This window comes from Pseudomonas sp. ES4 (genome assembly GCF_050586665.1).
Taxonomy (GTDB): Bacteria; Pseudomonadota; Gammaproteobacteria; order Pseudomonadales; family Pseudomonadaceae; genus Aquipseudomonas; species Aquipseudomonas frederiksbergensis.
The window spans coordinates 52,413-70,559 of sequence record NZ_JBOBDO010000004.1 but is presented as its reverse complement, the minus strand read 5'-3'; the positions used below and the strand labels follow the sequence as shown (position 1 = coordinate 70,559).

Annotated in this window: 18 protein-coding genes; 4 read left to right on the top strand and 14 right to left on the bottom strand. The window is 58.5% G+C overall.

All coding sequences use genetic code 11. The features are described from left to right. The first annotated feature begins 30 nt into the window (after positions 1–30). Positions 31–1,191, top strand: coding sequence for an AAA family ATPase (locus tag ACQ4OB_RS06210; RefSeq protein WP_430955298.1), 1,161 nt, complete (start codon positions 31–33; stop codon positions 1,189–1,191). A 492-nt stretch (positions 1,192–1,683) separates the two neighbouring features. Here the strand turns inward: ACQ4OB_RS06210 and ACQ4OB_RS06205 are convergent, their stop codons facing one another. The 4 genes from ACQ4OB_RS06205 to ACQ4OB_RS06190 all read right to left on the bottom strand — a co-directional run bounded on the left by ACQ4OB_RS06205 (position 1,684) and on the right by ACQ4OB_RS06190 (position 5,895). Continuing rightward, positions 1,684–2,466, bottom strand: coding sequence for a MetQ/NlpA family ABC transporter substrate-binding protein (locus tag ACQ4OB_RS06205; RefSeq protein WP_074872503.1), 783 nt, complete (start codon positions 2,464–2,466; stop codon positions 1,684–1,686). Between the two features lie 296 nt (positions 2,467–2,762). Beyond that, complete coding sequence (locus tag ACQ4OB_RS06200; RefSeq protein WP_430955297.1) at positions 2,763–3,695, bottom strand: sigma 54-interacting transcriptional regulator; 933 nt, start codon at positions 3,693–3,695, stop codon at positions 2,763–2,765. Positions 3,696–3,766: 71 nt separating this feature from the next. Then, a complete protein-coding gene (locus ACQ4OB_RS06195; RefSeq protein WP_102615013.1) occupies positions 3,767–4,348 on the bottom strand; it encodes an alpha/beta hydrolase in 582 nt (193 codons plus the stop codon). A 473-nt stretch (positions 4,349–4,821) separates the two neighbouring features. Then, positions 4,822–5,895, bottom strand: coding sequence for a fatty acid desaturase (locus ACQ4OB_RS06190; RefSeq protein WP_430955296.1), 1,074 nt, complete (start codon positions 5,893–5,895; stop codon positions 4,822–4,824). 100 nt (positions 5,896–5,995) lie between these two features. On the opposite strand from ACQ4OB_RS06190, the gene ACQ4OB_RS06185 reads away from it, so the two are divergent. Next, positions 5,996–7,000 carry an AraC family transcriptional regulator gene (locus ACQ4OB_RS06185; RefSeq protein WP_430955295.1) on the top strand — a complete coding sequence of 335 codons (1,005 nt, stop codon included), beginning with the start codon at positions 5,996–5,998 and terminating at the stop codon, positions 6,998–7,000. Here the strand turns inward: ACQ4OB_RS06185 and ACQ4OB_RS06180 are convergent, their stop codons facing one another. The 4 genes from ACQ4OB_RS06180 to ACQ4OB_RS06165 form a co-directional block, all read right to left on the bottom strand. Continuing rightward, the gene (locus ACQ4OB_RS06180) at positions 7,001–8,233 is read right to left on the bottom strand and encodes a type II toxin-antitoxin system HipA family toxin (RefSeq protein ID WP_074872490.1); all 1,233 of its coding nucleotides are present in this window, start codon (positions 8,231–8,233) and stop codon (positions 7,001–7,003) included. Continuing rightward, on the bottom strand, positions 8,226–8,474 hold the full coding sequence (locus tag ACQ4OB_RS06175; RefSeq protein ID WP_074872489.1) for a helix-turn-helix domain-containing protein: 249 nt from the start codon (positions 8,472–8,474) through the stop codon (positions 8,226–8,228). Before ACQ4OB_RS06175 ends, ACQ4OB_RS06180 begins: the two co-directional genes overlap by 8 nt. 110 nt (positions 8,475–8,584) lie before the next feature. Further along, the gene (locus ACQ4OB_RS06170) at positions 8,585–8,950 is read right to left on the bottom strand and encodes a response regulator (protein WP_074872488.1); all 366 of its coding nucleotides are present in this window, start codon (positions 8,948–8,950) and stop codon (positions 8,585–8,587) included. A 63-nt stretch (positions 8,951–9,013) separates the two neighbouring features. Then, positions 9,014–9,700 (bottom strand): Crp/Fnr family transcriptional regulator, encoded by a 687-nt coding sequence (locus tag ACQ4OB_RS06165; protein ID WP_102616210.1) that lies wholly within the window; start codon positions 9,698–9,700, stop codon positions 9,014–9,016. Between the two features lie 85 nt (positions 9,701–9,785). On the opposite strand from ACQ4OB_RS06165, the gene ACQ4OB_RS06160 reads away from it, so the two are divergent. Next, positions 9,786–10,304 (top strand): DUF962 domain-containing protein, encoded by a 519-nt coding sequence (locus ACQ4OB_RS06160; RefSeq protein ID WP_430955294.1) that lies wholly within the window; start codon positions 9,786–9,788, stop codon positions 10,302–10,304. Positions 10,305–10,395: 91 nt separating this feature from the next. On the opposite strand, the gene ACQ4OB_RS06155 is transcribed toward ACQ4OB_RS06160, so the two are convergent. The 6 genes from ACQ4OB_RS06155 to dibA form a co-directional block, all read right to left on the bottom strand. Then, the gene (locus ACQ4OB_RS06155) at positions 10,396–11,385 is read right to left on the bottom strand and encodes a sulfate/molybdate ABC transporter ATP-binding protein (RefSeq protein WP_076029070.1); all 990 of its coding nucleotides are present in this window, start codon (positions 11,383–11,385) and stop codon (positions 10,396–10,398) included. Positions 11,386–11,388: 3 nt separating this feature from the next. Next, the gene (gene cysW, locus ACQ4OB_RS06150; protein WP_007899636.1) at positions 11,389–12,258 is read right to left on the bottom strand and encodes a sulfate ABC transporter permease subunit CysW; all 870 of its coding nucleotides are present in this window, start codon (positions 12,256–12,258) and stop codon (positions 11,389–11,391) included. Positions 12,259–12,270: 12 nt separating this feature from the next. Further along, positions 12,271–13,089 carry a sulfate ABC transporter permease subunit CysT gene (cysT, locus tag ACQ4OB_RS06145; RefSeq protein ID WP_007899634.1) on the bottom strand — a complete coding sequence of 273 codons (819 nt, stop codon included), beginning with the start codon at positions 13,087–13,089 and terminating at the stop codon, positions 12,271–12,273. Positions 13,090–13,317: 228 nt separating this feature from the next. Continuing rightward, positions 13,318–14,331 (bottom strand): sulfate ABC transporter substrate-binding protein, encoded by a 1,014-nt coding sequence (locus ACQ4OB_RS06140; protein WP_430955293.1) that lies wholly within the window; start codon positions 14,329–14,331, stop codon positions 13,318–13,320. Between the two features lie 70 nt (positions 14,332–14,401). Continuing rightward, the gene (gene oscA / locus ACQ4OB_RS06135) at positions 14,402–14,584 is read right to left on the bottom strand and encodes a sulfur starvation response protein OscA (RefSeq protein ID WP_007941032.1); all 183 of its coding nucleotides are present in this window, start codon (positions 14,582–14,584) and stop codon (positions 14,402–14,404) included. 208 nt (positions 14,585–14,792) lie between these two features. Further along, positions 14,793–16,718 (bottom strand): phosphodiesterase DibA, encoded by a 1,926-nt coding sequence (dibA, locus tag ACQ4OB_RS06130; protein WP_074872479.1) that lies wholly within the window; start codon positions 16,716–16,718, stop codon positions 14,793–14,795. Positions 16,719–16,865: 147 nt separating this feature from the next. Between dibA and desA the strand changes: the two genes are divergently transcribed. Then, positions 16,866–18,053: a delta-9 fatty acid desaturase DesA gene (gene desA, locus ACQ4OB_RS06125; RefSeq protein WP_430955292.1), complete on the top strand. Its 1,188-nt coding sequence runs from the start codon at positions 16,866–16,868 to the stop codon at positions 18,051–18,053. Positions 18,054–18,147: the final 94 nt, after the last annotated feature.

The window sequence follows — 18,147 nt, the reverse complement described above, 5'->3', positions numbered from 1 at the left end:
AATCGCGCACCACGCAGCAGGAAGCTTCCCATGCTCAAAACCCTAGCGGTGGCCAATTACCGCTCGATCAATAAATTGGTGATTCCTCTGGGTCGGTTGAACCTGATCACCGGTCCGAATGGCAGCGGCAAATCCAACCTCTACCGCGCGTTGCGCCTGCTGGCGGAAACCGCTCAGGGCGGCGTGGTCAATGCGTTGGCCCGCGAGGGTGGGCTGGATTCGACATTCTGGGCCGGCCCGGAAAACATCAGCCGACGGATGCGTAATGGCGACGTTCCGATCGAGGCGAGCGTACGGCACGGCGCCAAACGCCTGCGCCTGGGGTTTGCCGGGGAAGATTTCAGCTACTCGATCGCGCTGGGTCTGCCGGAGCCGAGCCTTTCCGCGTTTTCTCTGGACCCGGAAATCAAGAAGGAATGCATCTGGTCCGGCCCGTTTTACCGCCCGGCCAGCCTGCTGGTGGATCGCAACGGCCCAATGATCCGAGCCCGGACCGGTCGCGGCTGGGAGGTGCTGGCCCAACACACGCCGAATTTCGACAGCCTGTTCGATCAGGTCGGCAGCTTTCGCACGTCGCCGGAAGTCATGCAGTTGCGTGAATTCATCCGCCGCTGGCGATTCTATGATCACTTTCGCAGCGACGCCGACGCGCCGGTGCGTCAACCGCAATTGGGCACCCGCACACCGGTGCTGCATCACGACGGTCGAGATCTGGCGGCTGCGTTGCAGACAATCCGCGAAATCGGCGATCCCGAAGCCTTGCAGGCTGCCGTCAGTGACGCCTTCCCTGGCGCGCGATTGAACATCGCGACGCTTCAGGGTGGACGCTTTGCCATCGAGTTTTATCAGGAAGGCTTGTTGAGGCCCTTGTCCGCGGCCGAGTTGTCGGACGGGACTCTCCGCTATTTGCTGCTGGTGGCGGCGCTGCTGACGCCTCGGCCGCCGACGCTGATGGTGCTGAACGAGCCGGAGACCAGTTTGCATCCCGACCTGTTGCCAGCGTTGGCGCGGTTGATTATTCGCGCGTCCGAGCAGTGTCAGGTGTGGGTGGTTTCTCATGCACGGCGGTTGATTTCGGCGTTGCAGGAGGACCCGGAATGCAATTGCATTGTGCTGGAGAAGAACCTGGGCCAGACCGGGATTGTCGGGCAGCGGATGCTGGATGAGCCGGTGTGGTATTGGGCGGACTGAGGTACGCAGATCGTTCCCACGCTCTGCGTGGTAATGCAGCCCGTGACGCTCCGCGTCACTGGACGCGGAGCGTCCCTAGAGGCATTCCCACGCGGAGCGTGGGAACGATCATGATCAGCGTCTGACACGCTTCCACAGTTGACCGGGTTGTCTCGGCCAAAAAACTGTCCTGCGCATTTGCCGGGGCAACGGAAGACGACTATTTTTCTTTGCGCTGTAGGAAGGGTCTTTTTTTCAGAGTCCCCCTCCAAGGATGCACAGCTTTTGGTCAGACTCCCTGGCCGAACCATCACAAGGAAGAGAAAATGGCTGACGTGAAAGTGCCACAGCGGCTGGATCCGCAGGACATCGTGAAGTTGTTGATGGCGTTGCGCAGGGCGTTGAAGGCGCGGGAGGCCTAAGACGATGTTCCCATGCTCTGCGTGGGAACGATCACGCCGACGCTGTATCAGCCGTCGGCGTTTGAAACCTTGAAGGGGTTTGCCTCGCGAATCAGAACGCCGGCAATACCGCGCCGCTGTACTTCTTCTCGATGAATGCTTTCACTTCAGGACTGGTCAACGCCTTGGCCAGTTTCTGGATGGCTACGCTGTCCTTGTTGTCCGGACGAGCCACCAGGAAGTTCACGTAAGGCGAATCTGCGCCTTCGATTATCAGCGCGTCTTTAGCCGGGTTCAGACCTGCTTCCAGCGCGTAGTTGGTATTGATCATGTCCAGATCGACCTGGTCCAGAACACGCGGCAGCATGGCCGACTCCAGTTCCTTGAACTTGAAATTGTGCGGGTTCTTGGCGATGTCTTTCGGGGTGGCCAGAGCGTTTTTCGGGTCTTTCAACTCGATCAGGCCAGCCTTCTGCAGCAGGATCAGAGCACGGCCGCTGTTGCTGCCTTCGTTCGGGATTGCGATGGTTGCGCCGTCTTTCAGCTCAGCCAGGGTTTTGACTTTCTTCGAGTAGCCGCCGAAGGGTTCGACGTGAACGCCGATCACGGTCACCAGGTTAGTGCCTTTGCCTTCGTTGAAGCTTTTCAGGTACGGCAAGGTCTGGAAGTAGTTGGCGTCCAGACGCTTCTGGTCGACCTGTACGTTCGGCTGAACGTAGTCGGTGAAGACTTTGATTTCCAGGTCCACGCCTTCTTTGGCGAGGGTTGGCTTGATCAGCTCTAGAATCTCGGCGTGTGGAACCGGGGTCGCCGCCACCACCAGTTTCTCGCCAGCCTGGGCCAGGCCCGCGGTCAGGGCAGCCGCCAATGCGGTGAACAACAGAACCTTTTTCATGCAGTGTCCTTATCGAAAATCACGGTCGTCATCGACGATAGCTTGTTTAGTACAGGTGCCAGTGAAGTGCTATCGCTGGCGTGACGCGGACAATACCGGGATTTTTTATTCCCGAACAATATCTTTTATTCACTTTCATATTCCATTTTGTTCATACAGCTGCCGATAGCTTTGTAGCAGCTGCCGAAGGCTGCGTTCGGCTGCGCAGCAGCCGCAAAATGGCTTAACGGGTTTCTTTTGAGGACCGCGTTGTTTGGGTGCGACCGCTTCGCGTCGGACGCAGCCTTCGGCAGCTGCTACAGAGTCTGCGTCAGGCTTTCAAGCAAATGCTTGAGTGCAGATCGCTCTGAGGCCGTGCCGTTTTTAATCAGCTGAGCCGCTTGTTGCTCAATCTGTACCAATGACGCCGGCGCCTCAGGCAAATTCAAATGCTCCGGCAAAATCTCATCGCCGGTGCTGACCAGCAACGCAAAGTGAATGACGTTTTCCAACTCCCGGGTATTACCCGGCCAACTGTGTTGCTCTAACAAATGCTGCGCGGCTTCGCTGATCAGCGGCACCGGCAGGCCCAGACGCTGGCTATAGATGCCGAGGAAATATTCGGACAGCGAAAGAATATCCCCCACCCGTTCCCGCAAGGCCGGCAGTTCGAGCTGGCCCTCGCTGAGGTAGTGGTAGAGCCGCTCATGAAATTTGCCGGCGGCCACCGCTTGGGCCAGGTCGATGCTGGTCGCGGCGACCAGACGCACGTCCACCGGGCTTGGTTGGTGAGCGCCGACACGGGTGACTTCGTGGTTTTCCAGCGCCGCGAGCAATTTTGTCTGGATCGGTAGGGGCAAGTCGCCGATCTCATCCAGATAGAGCGTCCCGCCATTGGCAGAACCGAACCAGCCGGCGCGGCTGCTGGCCGAACCGCTGTAACTGCCAGCGGCATACCCGAACAATTCCGCATCGGCGTAAGTCGGGCTGATCGCGCCGCAGTTGACCGAAACAAACAAGCCACCACGATCACTCGCACGATGGATGTGCCGCGCAAGCAACTCCTTGCCGCTGCCGGTTTCGCCACGGATCAACACCGAAATCGAGCGCGGCGCCAACAGCTCCAGCTCCTGGCGTAACTGACGCGAACGCGGATCGACAAACACCAGCGCCTTGGCACGAATGCTCAGGGGGCTTTTTTCTGCATCGGGGAAGGTCAGCAGCGGCTGACCGAAGGCTTCAAAACTCATGGCAGACTCCCGCCCAAAACCGCCGGGAGACGGGGGCGTTGTTTAAAAAACAAAAGCAAAAAAGAAAAGGTTCAAGCGCGGCGCAGGGCGTGGTGTTCCATTCGGTTTTGCAGGCGGTAGAGATAAGCAAAACCCTGCTCCCAGCGTTGGTGACCGGACTTCACGTTGATGTGCCCGGCACCCGACAAAATCCCCGCTTCGGCACCCCAGTTGCGCGCCAGTTCCATCGCACGCGGCGCGCTGACGGCGCTGTCGTTGTCGGAGCTGACAACCTGGCTCGGGAATGGCAGAAGGTGGGTTGGAATCGGTGCGAAATTGCGCAGAGCCGGTGCGCAGGCCGGACGCTCGACGTCCGCCGGGGCGACCAGCAAGGCGCCGCGTACCTGACGCAAAAACTGCGCGGGCGCCGTGGCCGCCCAATGCGCGACAGTGATGCAACCCAGGCTATGGGCGATCAGGATTACCGGCGTGCTGTCGGCGGCAATCGCCTCAGCCAATGCCGCGACCCAGTCTTCACGGCGCGGTGTCAGCCAATTGGCCTGTTCCACCCGCGCGCTGTTCGGCAGGCTGTTCTGCCAATGGCTTTGCCAATGATCTTCTGGCGATCCTTGCCAGCCCGGCACAATCAGGTAGCGAATTGATTCGTTGCGCATGGGGGAACTCTCCTGCTGCGTGTCTGTTCCTGAGCGAGTATAGGGAGGCGAGTTATTTTCGTTAAGGAATAAGAAGCTATTTATTAAGATCCATATGGAATATTAACTCTCCACTGATCGTTCCCATGCTCCGCGTGGGAATGCCTCAACGGACGCTCCGCGTTCGGCTCTTGATGGGACGCAGAGCGTCCCGGGTTGCATTCCCACGCAGGAGCGTGGGAACGATCACTTTACTGAGGGCAAAAAAAAGGACCGCACCCTGCCAAGGAGACGGCCCCGGAAACTCAACATTTGATAGCGCGATGATTGGCCCGAAAGGCTTATCCGATAAAGGAATATTTAATTCCTTTGTTAGATCCAAAACACATATACCCATCAGCACCAAACAACCCTGCTTGCGTCATAACCTATCGCCCTTTTGGGTCAGATTGATGACGGACGCCTTTGCCGTTTTGAGTTTCCGGACACATCGATCAAGCCTGAGCGGCACGCACCTCCTGTGCCTCTGCTGCTTGCTTGCGTACAAATCGGTTCGCCCGCCCAAACGTCCCGAAATCATTGAACCGCACACCCATCTCACGCATCACTTCATGCGCCACCGGCACCGTCATCTGACGGATGTAAAACGGTTCCTTCACCACAAAATGATGAATCCCGTGGCTGCTGCCGAAGTTGAAGCAGAACGCCTGCAACGGCCACATCCACCAAGGGTTCAGCACCTGGGTCTGCTGGATGACATTGCCCGGCTCCACGTCACCGTAGTAGTGCATGTTCGAGCTGACGAAATGCAGGCAAAAGGTACGCAACACATTCGGGCCGATGATCACCACGGCCGCAATGTCGATCACCTGCATCACCGCCAAAGTAGTCGCCGACCATTCGATGGGCGCCCCGAGCAGATGCGCAATGCCGTTGGCGGTGTGAAAACCGAGGAACACGTACCAGGCTCCCCAATGCGCCAACGCCAGCGGTGCGTAAACCTTCAGAAAGCGTTTGATGATGCTGAATTTATGCGCCCAGGTCCTGGCCCGCAGCATACGGATGAAGGCCGACATCACGTTGTCGCCAACCATCAACAGCCGCGCAAACCCCCAGGGTTCGCCGTTGGTGATCGCCCGTTCTTCCATGTCGGCTTCGGTGCCGGAGACCTTATGGTGATTGAGGTGCAGATGCCGGCGAATCCACGGATTGATCGTGCTCGGCCGCGCCAGCCACACCAGGCCCATCATCAGGTTGTGCGGTACGCGCTGTTTGCGAAAGTACATGCTATGAATCAGGTCGTGTTCCAGCTCGTGAGTCAGCGACGCAAAAAACGCGTTGAGCAACAGGCACGCCCACCACGCCATCTGCCCGGTCATGTAGAGCGTCGCCGAGCCGATCATGCCGGCCAGGGCTAACGTCAGAATAGTCGCGCCGATAGCGTCCTGATGATTGAGAATCGGGTAGCGCTGACGCAGTTCGAACCCCTTGGCCAGCACCACTTGGCGAATATGCGCTGATCGCTGCGCTGCATTCAGTCGCTGGGGACTTGCAGAAGTACCGTCCATGCTTCCATCCTCTGGTTATTGATGTTCGCATCCTGCCTTGTGAACCCTCGCAAAGCGGTAGCCGTGGACGCCAACCTGTTGACCGGAAGCGCCAATCAGCATGACTGAACCGACCTCCCTCGCCAGCTGGACCCGCGCCCTGCGCAAGCAACTCGATGCGTTGGGCCTCGACAGCACCGCCCTGTGCCAACAGGCGGGGCTCGACCCGCAACTGATGGACGACCCGAACGCCCGTTACCCGTTGTCGGGCACCACGCGGCTGTGGGAAATCGCAGTGCAGGTCAGCGGCGACCCGGCGATTGGTTTGCGGGTATCGCGCTTCGTCAGCCCCACCACGTTTCACGCACTCGGCTATGCGCTGGTGGCCAGCGGCAGCCTGCGAGAAGTGTTCGAGCGCATCGTGCGTTATCACCAGGTGGTCAGCGATGCCCTGGACCTGGAACTGACTCGCACCGAGGACCGCTACCGCTTCCGCCTGAAAATCCCGCCAGGTAATCCGGCTCCGGCCTTCGAAGCCATCGACGCCTTCACGGCGATTTATGTACGCACCTGCCGCAATCGCCTGGGCCGCGATTACGCCCCGTTGGCGGTGTACCTGCGTCGCCCGGAGCCGGCGGACCCGCATCAATGGCACAAAGTCTTCCGCTCGCCGGTGTACTTCGCCGCCGATGAAGATCGATTGGAGTTCGCTCTGCTGGATTTCGACAGCCACCTGGACGACGCCAACCCGGAACTGGCCGAGCACAACGAAACGGTGCTCAAACGCACCCTCGCGCAACTCAAACCCCTGACCTGGGAACGCAAGGTTCGCGACGCCATCGAGGAGCAATTGCCGGAAGGCGAGCCCAGCGCCGAACACATCGCCCAGGCTTTGCACCTGAGTTTGCGCAGCCTGCAACGGCATCTGGCGGACGAGGGTTGTCGGTTCGATACGCTGCTCAACGAGAGTCGCGAGAACCTGGCGCTGCTGCATCTGCGCGACCCGCAATGCTCATTGAGCGAGATCAGCTATCTGCTGGGATTTGCCGACACGAGCAGCTTCAGCCGCGCATTCAAGCGCTGGACCGGGATGACACCGGGGCAGTTTCGGGATGGGTTGCGGTGATCAGCTTTTGACCAAGCTGCGGACTACACCTGATTCCCACTGCTCGATCATCGCTTCGCCAACCATGGCAAAGGCGCCATTTCCCCTGATGTAATCAACCATTTCCGCCTTCGCGACATCAATTCCATGAGCGACTTGCTGCAGCAGTTCATTGCACCGTCCCTCGGTCAGGTTGCAAGCCGACCGACCAAAACGCATCAACATTTTGTATTTGGGCCACGCCTTTGAACCGCCTAACAGCAACGCCATACTGTCTGCCTTGATGTAGACCGAAGTCGTGACGATGTCATAGGCCGGAGCCAGTCTGATTTGCGCATCAGCCCCGCAATGTTCGTACAGCACACCGAAGTTCTTGAGGTGAGCATCGCCATTCTTCAGAGCGGACGACAACGCCACTATTTTGAAAAAAGACTCCAGGGCGTCATTGAGCAATGGCGGGGAGACAAACTCCTTGATCTGCCTCGCAGCACCTTCGTACGAACCATCGTATTTAGCCTTCGAAGGCCAGGCATTGAGCACGCAGAAATCCTCAAAGCCCAGATAACCTCTTTCATTCAGATCGAAACGTTCGACGACCAGAAACTTACCGTGATCGCTCAGTTCGAAAACCGGCACTTCAAGACCCGAATGCAGTGCAGCCCTCATGCAGAAGTATTCGTTGGCAGCGAGCTCTGGGTACTCCTCTGGCCGAAACGATTTGACCAGATGCGTTGCCCCTCGATGGGTCAATCGGTCGACAGTGGTTGCACTGTCACGGATAAGCACCTTCGGCTGCACACCGGAAACGCCCGAATACTGGCCATAGGTGTGCAGCAAATCTTCGAACAAACCTTGCGCACCGTCATGAACCAGCAGATCGGCGAGACTGGTTTCAGGTAGCCGGTCACTTGCCTCTTGCGCGTTTTTAATCCCCACTCGCCCAAGCTGGTGCGGGCCAACGATCGCCAGCATCGCGAAATCGTCAAACCCTCGAATCGCTTTGCTGAAGCGACGAGTCAATTCATCGCGCAGAGAACCTTCCGGTAGATTCATTTCAAAAACCGGCGGTACACCTCGCTCCCACGTGTAGCTCTCGAGGCGAGCGGGCATGGTCAACGAGACCGCGTTTTCTTCCAGCGCGTCTTCGGCGTAGGCAAACACTGAATCAATGCGAGACTGACCACGGCCCAGGGTTCCGACCGTTGTGCCGGAAACACTGATGTGCAGCCTGTCCTTTGCCTGCTGCTCACCCATGGAAGTTCACCTTTTTGAGGGTGTCCAGTGTAGGACGCGTCGACCGCCGCGGCACGGCCGTCAGTTCGTACCCGAAGCCATTGAGGATCGCTTCAACCTTGCGCAGGCCAATTTCGGAAATGGTGTTGTTCTCGATACCCGAAATCGTGGAACGGCTCATGCCGTACTGCTTGGCCAGGTCTTGTTGAGACAACTTTCGTTCTTTGCGCAGCAACCTGATCAATTCACCGAGGTTTTCCATCCCGCTCACCTGCATCGTATACAGTGCATATTCACTGAAATAATCTATATGCATTGTATTTAATGCATAAACAAGTCGAAGTCTAGCTCATGGATTGATCGGGCCCGGTCTCAGCGCCCCCGATCCCGCCGCAACAACTTGCGCACCCGCTTCACCAGCTCACTCACGGCAAACGGCTTGAGCAGGTAATCATCTTCATGCAACTCCAGCCCGCGCAGCCGGTCTTCGATGCCGTCCTTGGTGGTGAGGAGCAGCACCGGGGTATCACCGAGCTTGCGGATCTGCTGCAGCAGCTGCCAGCCATTGAGCCCGGGCAGCATCACGTCGAGGATGATCAGCTCGTATTCGCCAGACTCGATGAAACGACGGCCGTCCATGCCGTTGACGGCCACATCGACTGAGTAACTTGCCTCGTTCAGACCTTTAGCCAGGAGTTTGGCGGTCTCCGGTTCGTCTTCCACTAACAGCACACGCATGGCACACCTCGATTGTCGTCATCACAGGCTAGGCGCCTTCGCGTCCAAAGCCCACCACTGGTTTCAGATAATCGCCAACATTCGCAATCGTTGCGCATCCAGAATCTCGATCTCGCCGTACTTGAGATTCAGTATTCCTTGCCCCTGCAAATCCTTGAGGAGCTGGTTGGTGGTCTGGCGCGACAACGACAACATCGACGCCAGTTGCTCCTGAGGCAATTGCAGAACACGGCGCGGCGGATCTATTTCGCCGTAACCCTCGGCGATCATCAGCAAGCGATGAGCCAGGCGCGCTTGGGCTGGCATCAGGCTGAGCTGTTCGAGGTTGATGAAGGTCAGGCGCAGTTTGTGGCTCATCAGCAACGCCAGTTGCCGCCAGTAAACCGGTTGTTGGTCGAGCAACTTCAGCAGCGTCGCCTGCGGGATGTGCAACAGGCTGCACTGGCCAACGGCATAAGCATCGTGGGTTCGCGGCTGGCCATCGAACAGGCAGATTTCGCCGAACCAGTGCGGCGACTCCACCAGGCTCAGCAACGCCTCCTTGCCCTGCTCGCTCACCGCGCCAATGCGTACCGCCCCTTCAAGGACTGCATACAGCCCGCACGGCGGATCACCGCGTTTGAAGAGCAATTGCCCCGACGCCAGGCGCCGAACCCGGGCCACAGCCAGCAGACTATCCTTTAAGGGAACAGGTAAATGGCTGAACCACTGCCCCGTCTCCAGGCGCGAACGCCAAACCTGCATGCCCATGAAAACTCCTGGAAATTGTCGTCTGGCTGACAGAGCGAAAGATGAAACCCGGGGCATCATCCATCACCCTACAGGAGGAATAACAATGAAAAGCCTCGTTGACCACCTCAGTCAATACGCCGCCTACCACCGTGACCCACGCAATATTGCCAGCCACTTTATCGGGATTCCGCTGATTGTAGTGGCGGTCGCGGTATTGCTGTCTCGGCCGCAATGGGGCGCAGGCTGGGTTTCGCCGGCGGTGCTGGTCGCGATGGCATCGGCGTGGTTTTACCTGCGCCTGGAGATTCGTCTCGGGCTGTTGATGACCGTATTACTCGGCCTGTGCATTTGGGCGGGTCAGGTTCTTGCGCAGCACAGCACGCTGGTCTGGCTGGCGAGCGGCATCGGGATGTTTGTGCTGGGGTGGGCGATTCAGTTTGTCGGTCATCACTACGAAGGACGCAAACCGGCGTTTGTCGATGATGTGACAGGGTTGATTGTCGGGCCGTTGTTTGTAGTGGTTGAGCTGGCGTTTTTGCTGGGGTTGCGGCGGGAGCTCAAAGAGCAGATCGAGGCGCGGGTTGGGGGCGTGCGGGTCAATCCGAATCGCGCGGCGGTTTAGACCGCAATCGCCAGCAGGCTGGCTCCCACAGGGTATTTGTGTCGATCACAGATCCAATGTGGGAGCCAGCCTGCTGGCGATGCTTTTTGCTTTAGATGTTGGCGAGTTTCTGCCAGACCTTTGGCTTGAAGAACAGCGTCTCGCCCTTCGCCAGCCCGATCAGGCTGTCGTGATCTTTCACCACTTCCGCTTCGATCAATTCGCTCTGGCCTTCGACCTTCAGTGTCACCCGTGTCGTCGCGCCCAACGGACGAATATCCCGCACCTCGGCCGCGTGGTGATCCTCCAGCTCGTGACGCGACAGCGACACTTCGTGTGGACGGAACAGCACATGGTTGTCATCACCCAGATGCAGCCGGTTCGAGTCACCCAGGAAGTGATAAACGAAATCGCTGGCCGGGTTTTCGTAGACGTCGCCCGGTGAGCCGATCTGCTCGATCACGCCCTTGTTCATCACCACGATGCGGTCGGCGACTTCCATCGCTTCTTCCTGGTCGTGAGTCACGAACACCGAGGTCAGGTTGATGTCTTCGTGTAGCCGCGCCAACCAGCGACGCAGTTCTTTACGGACCTTGGCATCGAGGGCGCCGAAGGGTTCGTCGAGCAGCAGGACCTTCGGCTCCACCGCCAAGGCGCGAGCCAAGGCAATACGTTGACGCTGACCGCCGGAAAGTTGTTCCGGGTAGCGATCCGACAGCCAATCCAGTTGCACCATGTTCAGCAGCTCGTGGACTTTCACCGCGATCTGGCTTTCGCTCGGGCGTTGGTTTTTCGGCTTCATGCGCAGGCCGAACGCGACGTTGTCGAACACGGTCATGTGGCGGAACAGCGCGTAATGCTGGAACACGAAACCGACGTTGCGATCACGCACATCGTGGCCGGAGACGTCTTCTCCGTGGAACACGATGTTGCCCTGATCCGGGGTTTCCAGACCGGCGATGATCCGCAGCAATGTGGTTTTACCGCAACCCGAGGGGCCCAGCAGCGCCACGAGTTCGCCGCTTTGAATGTCCAGGCTGATGTTGTCCAGCGCCTTGAACGCGTGAAAGTTCTTGCTGACGTTACGCACTTCGATCGACATGACTTATTCCTCCGCGGCGCTGGCGCGCAGGCGGTTAATACGGTTTTCGCTCCACTGCTTGAGCAGCAGGATGAAGAGCGCCAGGATCAGCAACAGGCTCGCCACGGCGAACGCGGCCACGTGGTTGTATTCGTTGTAGAGGATCTCGACGTGCAGCGGCAGGGTGTTGGTCACCCCGCGAATGTGCCCGGAAACCACCGACACCGCACCGAACTCACCCATCGCCCGCGCCGTACATAGCACCACGCCGTAGATCAGGCCCCATTTGATGTTGGGAACGGTAACGTGCCAGAACATCTGCCAGCCATTGGCGCCGAGCAGGCGCGCGGCCTCTTCTTCCTGCGTGCCTTGTTCCTGCATCAGCGGGATCAGCTCGCGCGCCACGAACGGCACGGTGACGAAGATCGTCGCCAGCACGATGCCCGGCAAGGCAAAGACGATCTGGATATCGTGGTCCTGCAGCCACGGCCCGAACAGGCCTTGGGCGCCGAACATCAGCACGTAGACCAGGCCGGCGATGACCGGCGACACCGAGAACGGCAGGTCGATCAGCGTGACCAGCATACTTTTGCCACGGAACGAGTACTTGCTCACGCACCATGCAGCGCTGACGCCGAACACCAGGTTCAGCGGCACCGAAATCAGCACGGCGATCACCGTGAGTTTCAGGGCCGACAACGCGTCGGGCTCGAAGATCGCGGTGAAGAACGCACCGATTCCGAGCTTCAGGCCCTGAGACACCACGATCACCAGCGGCAGTAACAGGAACAGGGCGAACACCAGCCAGCCGAGGCCGATCAAGATTCGCCGCGATGAAGCACTGCCACGGCGGGCGGCGTTCGAGGAAGCAGCAGCAATAGACGATTGGGACATTTCTGCGCCTCCTTATGGGGTTTCGATGCGCCGCTGCAGCAAGTTGATCAGCAGCAACAGGACGAAGGAAACCACCAGCATCAGTACACCAATGGACGTGGCGCCGGTGTAATCGTACTGGTCGAGCTTGACCATGATCAGCAGCGGCAGGATCTCGGTTTTCATCGGCATGTTACCGGCAATGAAAATCACTGAACCGTACTCGCCGACCCCGCGGGCAAAGGCCAGCGCGAAACCGGTCAGCCAGGCTGGCAACAGTGCAGGTACCAGAATATGGCGGAAAACCTGTAGTGGTTTTGCACCCAGGCACGCCGCCGCTTCTTCCACCTCACGAGGGATATCGGCCAATACTGGCTGTACGGTACGTACTACGAATGGAAGTGTCACAAAAGTGAGGGCAAGGGTGATGCCGAGGGGGGTATAGGCGATCTTGAAACCCAGATCCGCTGCAAACTGACCCACCCAACCATTGGGCGCGTAGAGCGCAGTCAGCGCGATACCGGCCACGGCGGTGGGCAATGCGAAGGGTAAGTCGATCATCGCATCGATGACTTTGCGTCCAGGGAAGGTATAGCGCACCAGCACCCAGGCCAGCAGCGTGCCGATGATGCCGTTGATGATCGCGGCATAGAGCGCGGTGCCGAAGCTGAGCTTCAACGCCGCCAGCACCCGTGGCGCCGAGATAATTGCCCAGAACTGGTCCCAGGTGAGTTGAGCGGCATGCACGAACATCGCCGCCAGTGGAATGAGCACAATCAGGCTGAGGTACACCAAGGTGTAACCCAGCGTCAGCCCGAAGCCGGGTATGACGGGGGAGATACGACGCGACATAAAAGTCCTTGGTTGATAACGCGCTAAGCCCCGACGGTGAAATCGGGGCCTGTTTAGCCAATGCCCGGCAGTCAAGGACTGAACACTGCAATCCCTGTGGGAGCGAGCCTGCTCGCGATAGCGCCTGGTCAGCCAACATTGATGTTGAATGTACCGCCGTCATCGCGAGCAGGCTCGCTCCCACAAGTTGCCCACCCCTGACTTACCGTTGGCAGATCTATTTACAGGTTATTGCGCCTGGTAAATCTGGTCGAACACACCACCGTCGTTAAAGAATTTCGGCTGTGCGGTTTTCCAGCCGCCGAAGTCCTTGTCGATGGTCACCAGGTCCAGTGTCGGGAACTGTTTGGCGTACTTGGCGGCGACATCCTTGTCACGTGGACGATAGAAGTTTTTTGCCGCAATTTCCTGGCCGGCCGGGCTGTAAAGGTGCTTGAGGTACGCTTCGGCGATCTCGGTGTTGCCCTTTTTCTCGGCATTCTTGTCGACCACGGCGACCGGAGGTTCGGCGAGGATCGACAACGAAGGCACGACAATGTCGAACTTGTCGGCGCCGCCGTCTTCTTTCAGCGCCAGGAAGGCTTCGTTTTCCCAGGCCAGCAACACGTCTCCCTGACCGTTGTTGACGAAGGTAATGGTCGAACCGCGAGCACCGGTGTCCAGCACAGGAACGTGTTTGAACAGGGCTTGCACGTATTCCTTGGCTTTCGCTTCGTCACCGCCATTGGCTTTCAGGCCATAGGCCCACGCCGCGAGGAAGTTCCAGCGTGCGCCACCGGAGGTTTTCGGGTTCGGGGTGATGACTTCCACGCCGTTCTTGATCAGGTCGCCCCAATCCTTGATGCCCTTGGGGTTGCCCTTGCGCACCAGGAACACGATGGTCGAGGTGTAAGGCGTGCTCGCTTGCGGCAGGCGCTGCTGCCAATCCGCCGGCAAGGTTTTGCCGAGCTTGGCGATTTCATCGATGTCACCGGCCAGGGCCAGGGTCACCACGTCGGCACGCAGACCGTCGATCACAGCTCGCCCCTGCTTGCCCGAACCACCGTGGGACTGCTGGATTTTCACCTTGTCGCCGGCGTGTTCTTTCTGCCAGAACTTGACGAATTCGGCGTTGTAGTCTTGATACAGCTCGCGAGTCGGGTCGTACGACACGTTGAGCAGTTCGTAATCCTTGGCAACCGCCGAACCAGCAAAGAGGGCACTGGCCAGGGCGGCCAAAGCGAAATGACGAATCGACGACATGGTGAAAGCTCCTGGAATTCTGATTGTGTTGGCTTTTTCTTATGGTGTGCTGGTATCGGCTTGCCGGTTTTTAACTCGGTTTGTTGCCCGGGTTCTGCAACCGGAATTTCTCTTTGCGTTCGATCTGGACCACTTGGGCGTTATGCACGGTGATTTCCACTGCGCCAAAACGCAGATCGCGCAAGGCGCTCTGGATCTCACGCAAAATGGTTGCTTCGTCCTGGCCGTCAACGCTGCGTAGGGATGCGCTCATGGTGCTGCTCCTTCAACTAGAGGTTGCCTGGCAGTGGCGGGACTGCTTGCGGCGTGAGGCCAATAGTAGATAAGCGCAGATATTCTTAAAAAGACTATTTAAGAATTTTAATATAACCAAAAGAATGCCCGAAGACTGATCGTTCCCACGCTCTGCGTGGGAATGCATCCTGTGACGCTCTGCGTCAGGCTTGAGAAGGAACGCGCGATCAGTGCTGCAGAATCTGTGGAGTCAGGTACCAATCCAGCTGCCCGGCCGGCACCGGCCGCCCAAACCAGTACCCCTGCCCCAGGTCGCAGCCGTGTTCGAGCAAAAAGCTCGCCTGCTCGACCTGCTCGATCCCCTCGGCATGAACCTGCATCCCCATGCTCTGGGCCAGCGCAATGATCACCCGCACAATCGCCGCGTCATCCTCATCCCACGGCAGCCCCGCCACGAAGCCCTGATCGATCTTGAGTTTCTGAACCGGCATCCGCTTGAGGCGCAGCAATGAGGAATAGCCTGTACCAAAGTCATCGATGGCCAGCCGAACGCCTAGTTCACGCAACCTGTGCATCTGCTCCAGCGCGACTTCCGGATCATCCATCACAGCGCTCTCAGTGACTTCCAGCTCCAGACAGGCAGGGTCCAGCCCGGTTTCGTGCAGCACCTTCGCCACCTGCCCAAACAGCTCTCGGCGGGCGAACAGCCGGGAAGAAACATTCACCGCGACAAACGACACCACCACCCCGGCCTGCTGCCACCGGCACATCTGCTCACACGCCTGGCGCATCACCCAGGCATCAATTTCGGCGATCAGACCAGTGCGCTCGGCAATGGGAATGAATTCTGCCGGCGACACCAACCCTCGCTGCGGATGCTCCCAGCGCACCAATGCCTCGACGCCGATCAGGCGGCTGGTCTTGAGGTCGTGAACCGGCTGGTAATAAACCCGCAACTCCTGCTGTTCCAGCGCACGGCGCAATTGGAATGCTGTCTCGACCCGTTGCTGGGCATGGGCGGTCAATTCTTCGGTATAGAGGGCGTAGCCGTTGCGGCCGGCACTCTTGGCCTTGAACAGCGCCGAGTCTGAGTTGCGCAACAACTGCTCGGCACTCAGGGCGTCACCGGGGAACAGGCTGATGCCGACGCTGATATTGACGAACAACTGATGCCCGTCGATCTGGAACGGCTCTCTGAGACCATCGATGATCCGCTGAGCCAGCGCCGCCGCCTGCACCATTTGCGGACAGCTTTCAGCCAGCACGGCGAACTCGTCACCGCCAAGGCGCGCCAGGGTGATTCCCGGACCGACCATCGCGCTCAAACGCTCGGCCACGCCCTTGAGCAGCTGGTCCCCAATGCTATGCCCGAGGCTGTCGTTGATCATCTTGAAGTGATCAAGATCGATCATCAGCAACGCGCAGCCGCGCTTGTGGGTCTGCGCCGAAGCCAGGGCCTGCTCGGTGCGGTCGGTAAACAGCAAGCGGTTGGGGAGATCGGTCAGCGGATCGTAGTGAGCCAGACGTGTCAGTTCATGTTCGGAGTTCTTGATGGCGCTGATGTCGGAAAACACTGCAACGTAATGACTAGGCCGCCGTCGGTCATCGTGAATGATGCGGATAGTCTGCCATTGCGGGTAAATCTCGCCGCTTTTGCGGCGGTTCCAGATTTCTCCGCTCCACTCGCCCGTGCTGTTGAGTGTCGCGAACATCGCTTGATAGAAAGCCGGCGGGTGATGGCCGGACTTGAACAGACTGGGTCGATGACCCAGCACTTCCTCACTCTGATAACCGGTGATTTGCATGAAGGCCCGGTTCACATGAACGATCAGGCCCTGACTATCAGTGACCAGCACCCCTTCACGGGTGCAATCGAAGACCGCCGCTGCCTGACGCAAGCGCTCACGGTCTTCAGTGCGCTCACGCAACTTGGCGCCGATTCCCAGGCAACGGAACAATCGCGCCCGAGCGAGAAAAATCAAACCGGCACTGAACACCACCCAGGCATAACCGTTGATCAGTTGCCAACGCATTAGCTCGGCAGAGCTATCGAAGAAACTGTTCAATAAATGGCCACTGAACTGCAGCCAACCGACAGAAACCAGAAGATAAAGCAGCGCTGCACGCAGAGCATCGCGGTAGGTAGCAGCCATTAGGTCGTCCATGTCCCTTAAAAGTGGATGGAATTATAGTTTAAAGAAACATCCGGCCACTCTTATCTGAAAGGGCGACTGGTTTTATCTGTGGGCTCAGTGATAATGCAACGGCTGTTTTTTTCTTTATCGAGGGCCCAATAGCCTATGTGGTACGAAGGTTTTCTCGGCTTGTCGCCCTGGTCACTGGTGGCAGTCACCCTGCTGATGACCCACGTGACGATCATCGGCGTCACGGTCTATCTGCATCGTTATTCAGCCCATCGCTCGCTTGAGCTCAATGCTGGCCTGAAACATTTCTTCCGCTTCTGGCTGTGGCTGACCACGGCACAGAACACCCGCGAGTGGACCGCTATCCATCGCAAGCACCACGCCAAATGCGAAACCGTCGATGACCCGCACAGCCCGGTCATCAAGGGCCTGTCCACCGTTCTGCGCAAAGGCGCCGAGCTGTACCGCGCCGAGGCGGAAAACCCCGAGACCCTGCGCATCTACGGCAAGAACTGTCCCGAAGACTGGATCGAACGCAACCTGTACAGCCGTTTCCCGCTGCTGGGCGTGGCGATCATGGGCGTCATCGACCTGCTGCTGTTCGGCACCATCGGCATCACCATCTGGGCAATCCAGATGATGTGGATCCCGGTCTGGGCCGCCGGCGTGGTCAATGGCCTGGGCCATGCCATCGGCTACCGCAACTTCGAATGCCGCGATGCGGCGACCAATCTGGTGCCGTGGGGCATCCTGATCGGCGGCGAAGAACTGCATAACAACCATCACACCTACCCTACTTCGGCAAAACTGTCGGTGAAGAAGTGGGAATTCGATCTCGGCTGGGCCTGGATCCAGGTCTTCAGCTTCCTGCGCCTGGCCAAGGTTCAGCGTGTTGCACCCATCGCCCATCGGGTCGAAGGCAAAGGCAACCTGGACATGGACACCGCCATGGCGATCCTCAACAACCGCTTCCAGATCATGGCCCAGTACCGCAAATTGGTAATCGCACCGCTGGTCAAGCAAGAGCTGGAAAAAGTCGATCACTCGGTCCGCCACCAGTTCCACCGCGCCAAGCGCCTGCTCTCGCGGGAAACCAGCCTGCTGGATGACAAACATCACGTTCGCATTCAGACCATGCTCGAGCACAGTCAGGCGCTGAAGGTAATTTACGAGAAACGCCTGGCCTTGCAGCAGATCTGGGTCAAGACCAGCTCAAATGGTCACGACATGCTGGCCGCCATCAAGGACTGGGTACACGAAGCCGAAGCCAGCGGGATTCAATCCCTGCGCGACTTCGCCGATCAGTTGAAAACCTACTCCCTGCGCCCTGCCGCTACAGTCTGACTGTGGCGAGGGAGCTTGCTCCCGCGTAACTGCGCAGCAGTCGCAAAACCTGGCGAGGCGTTCTTTCATTGAAAAACGCGTCGCCAGTACCGCC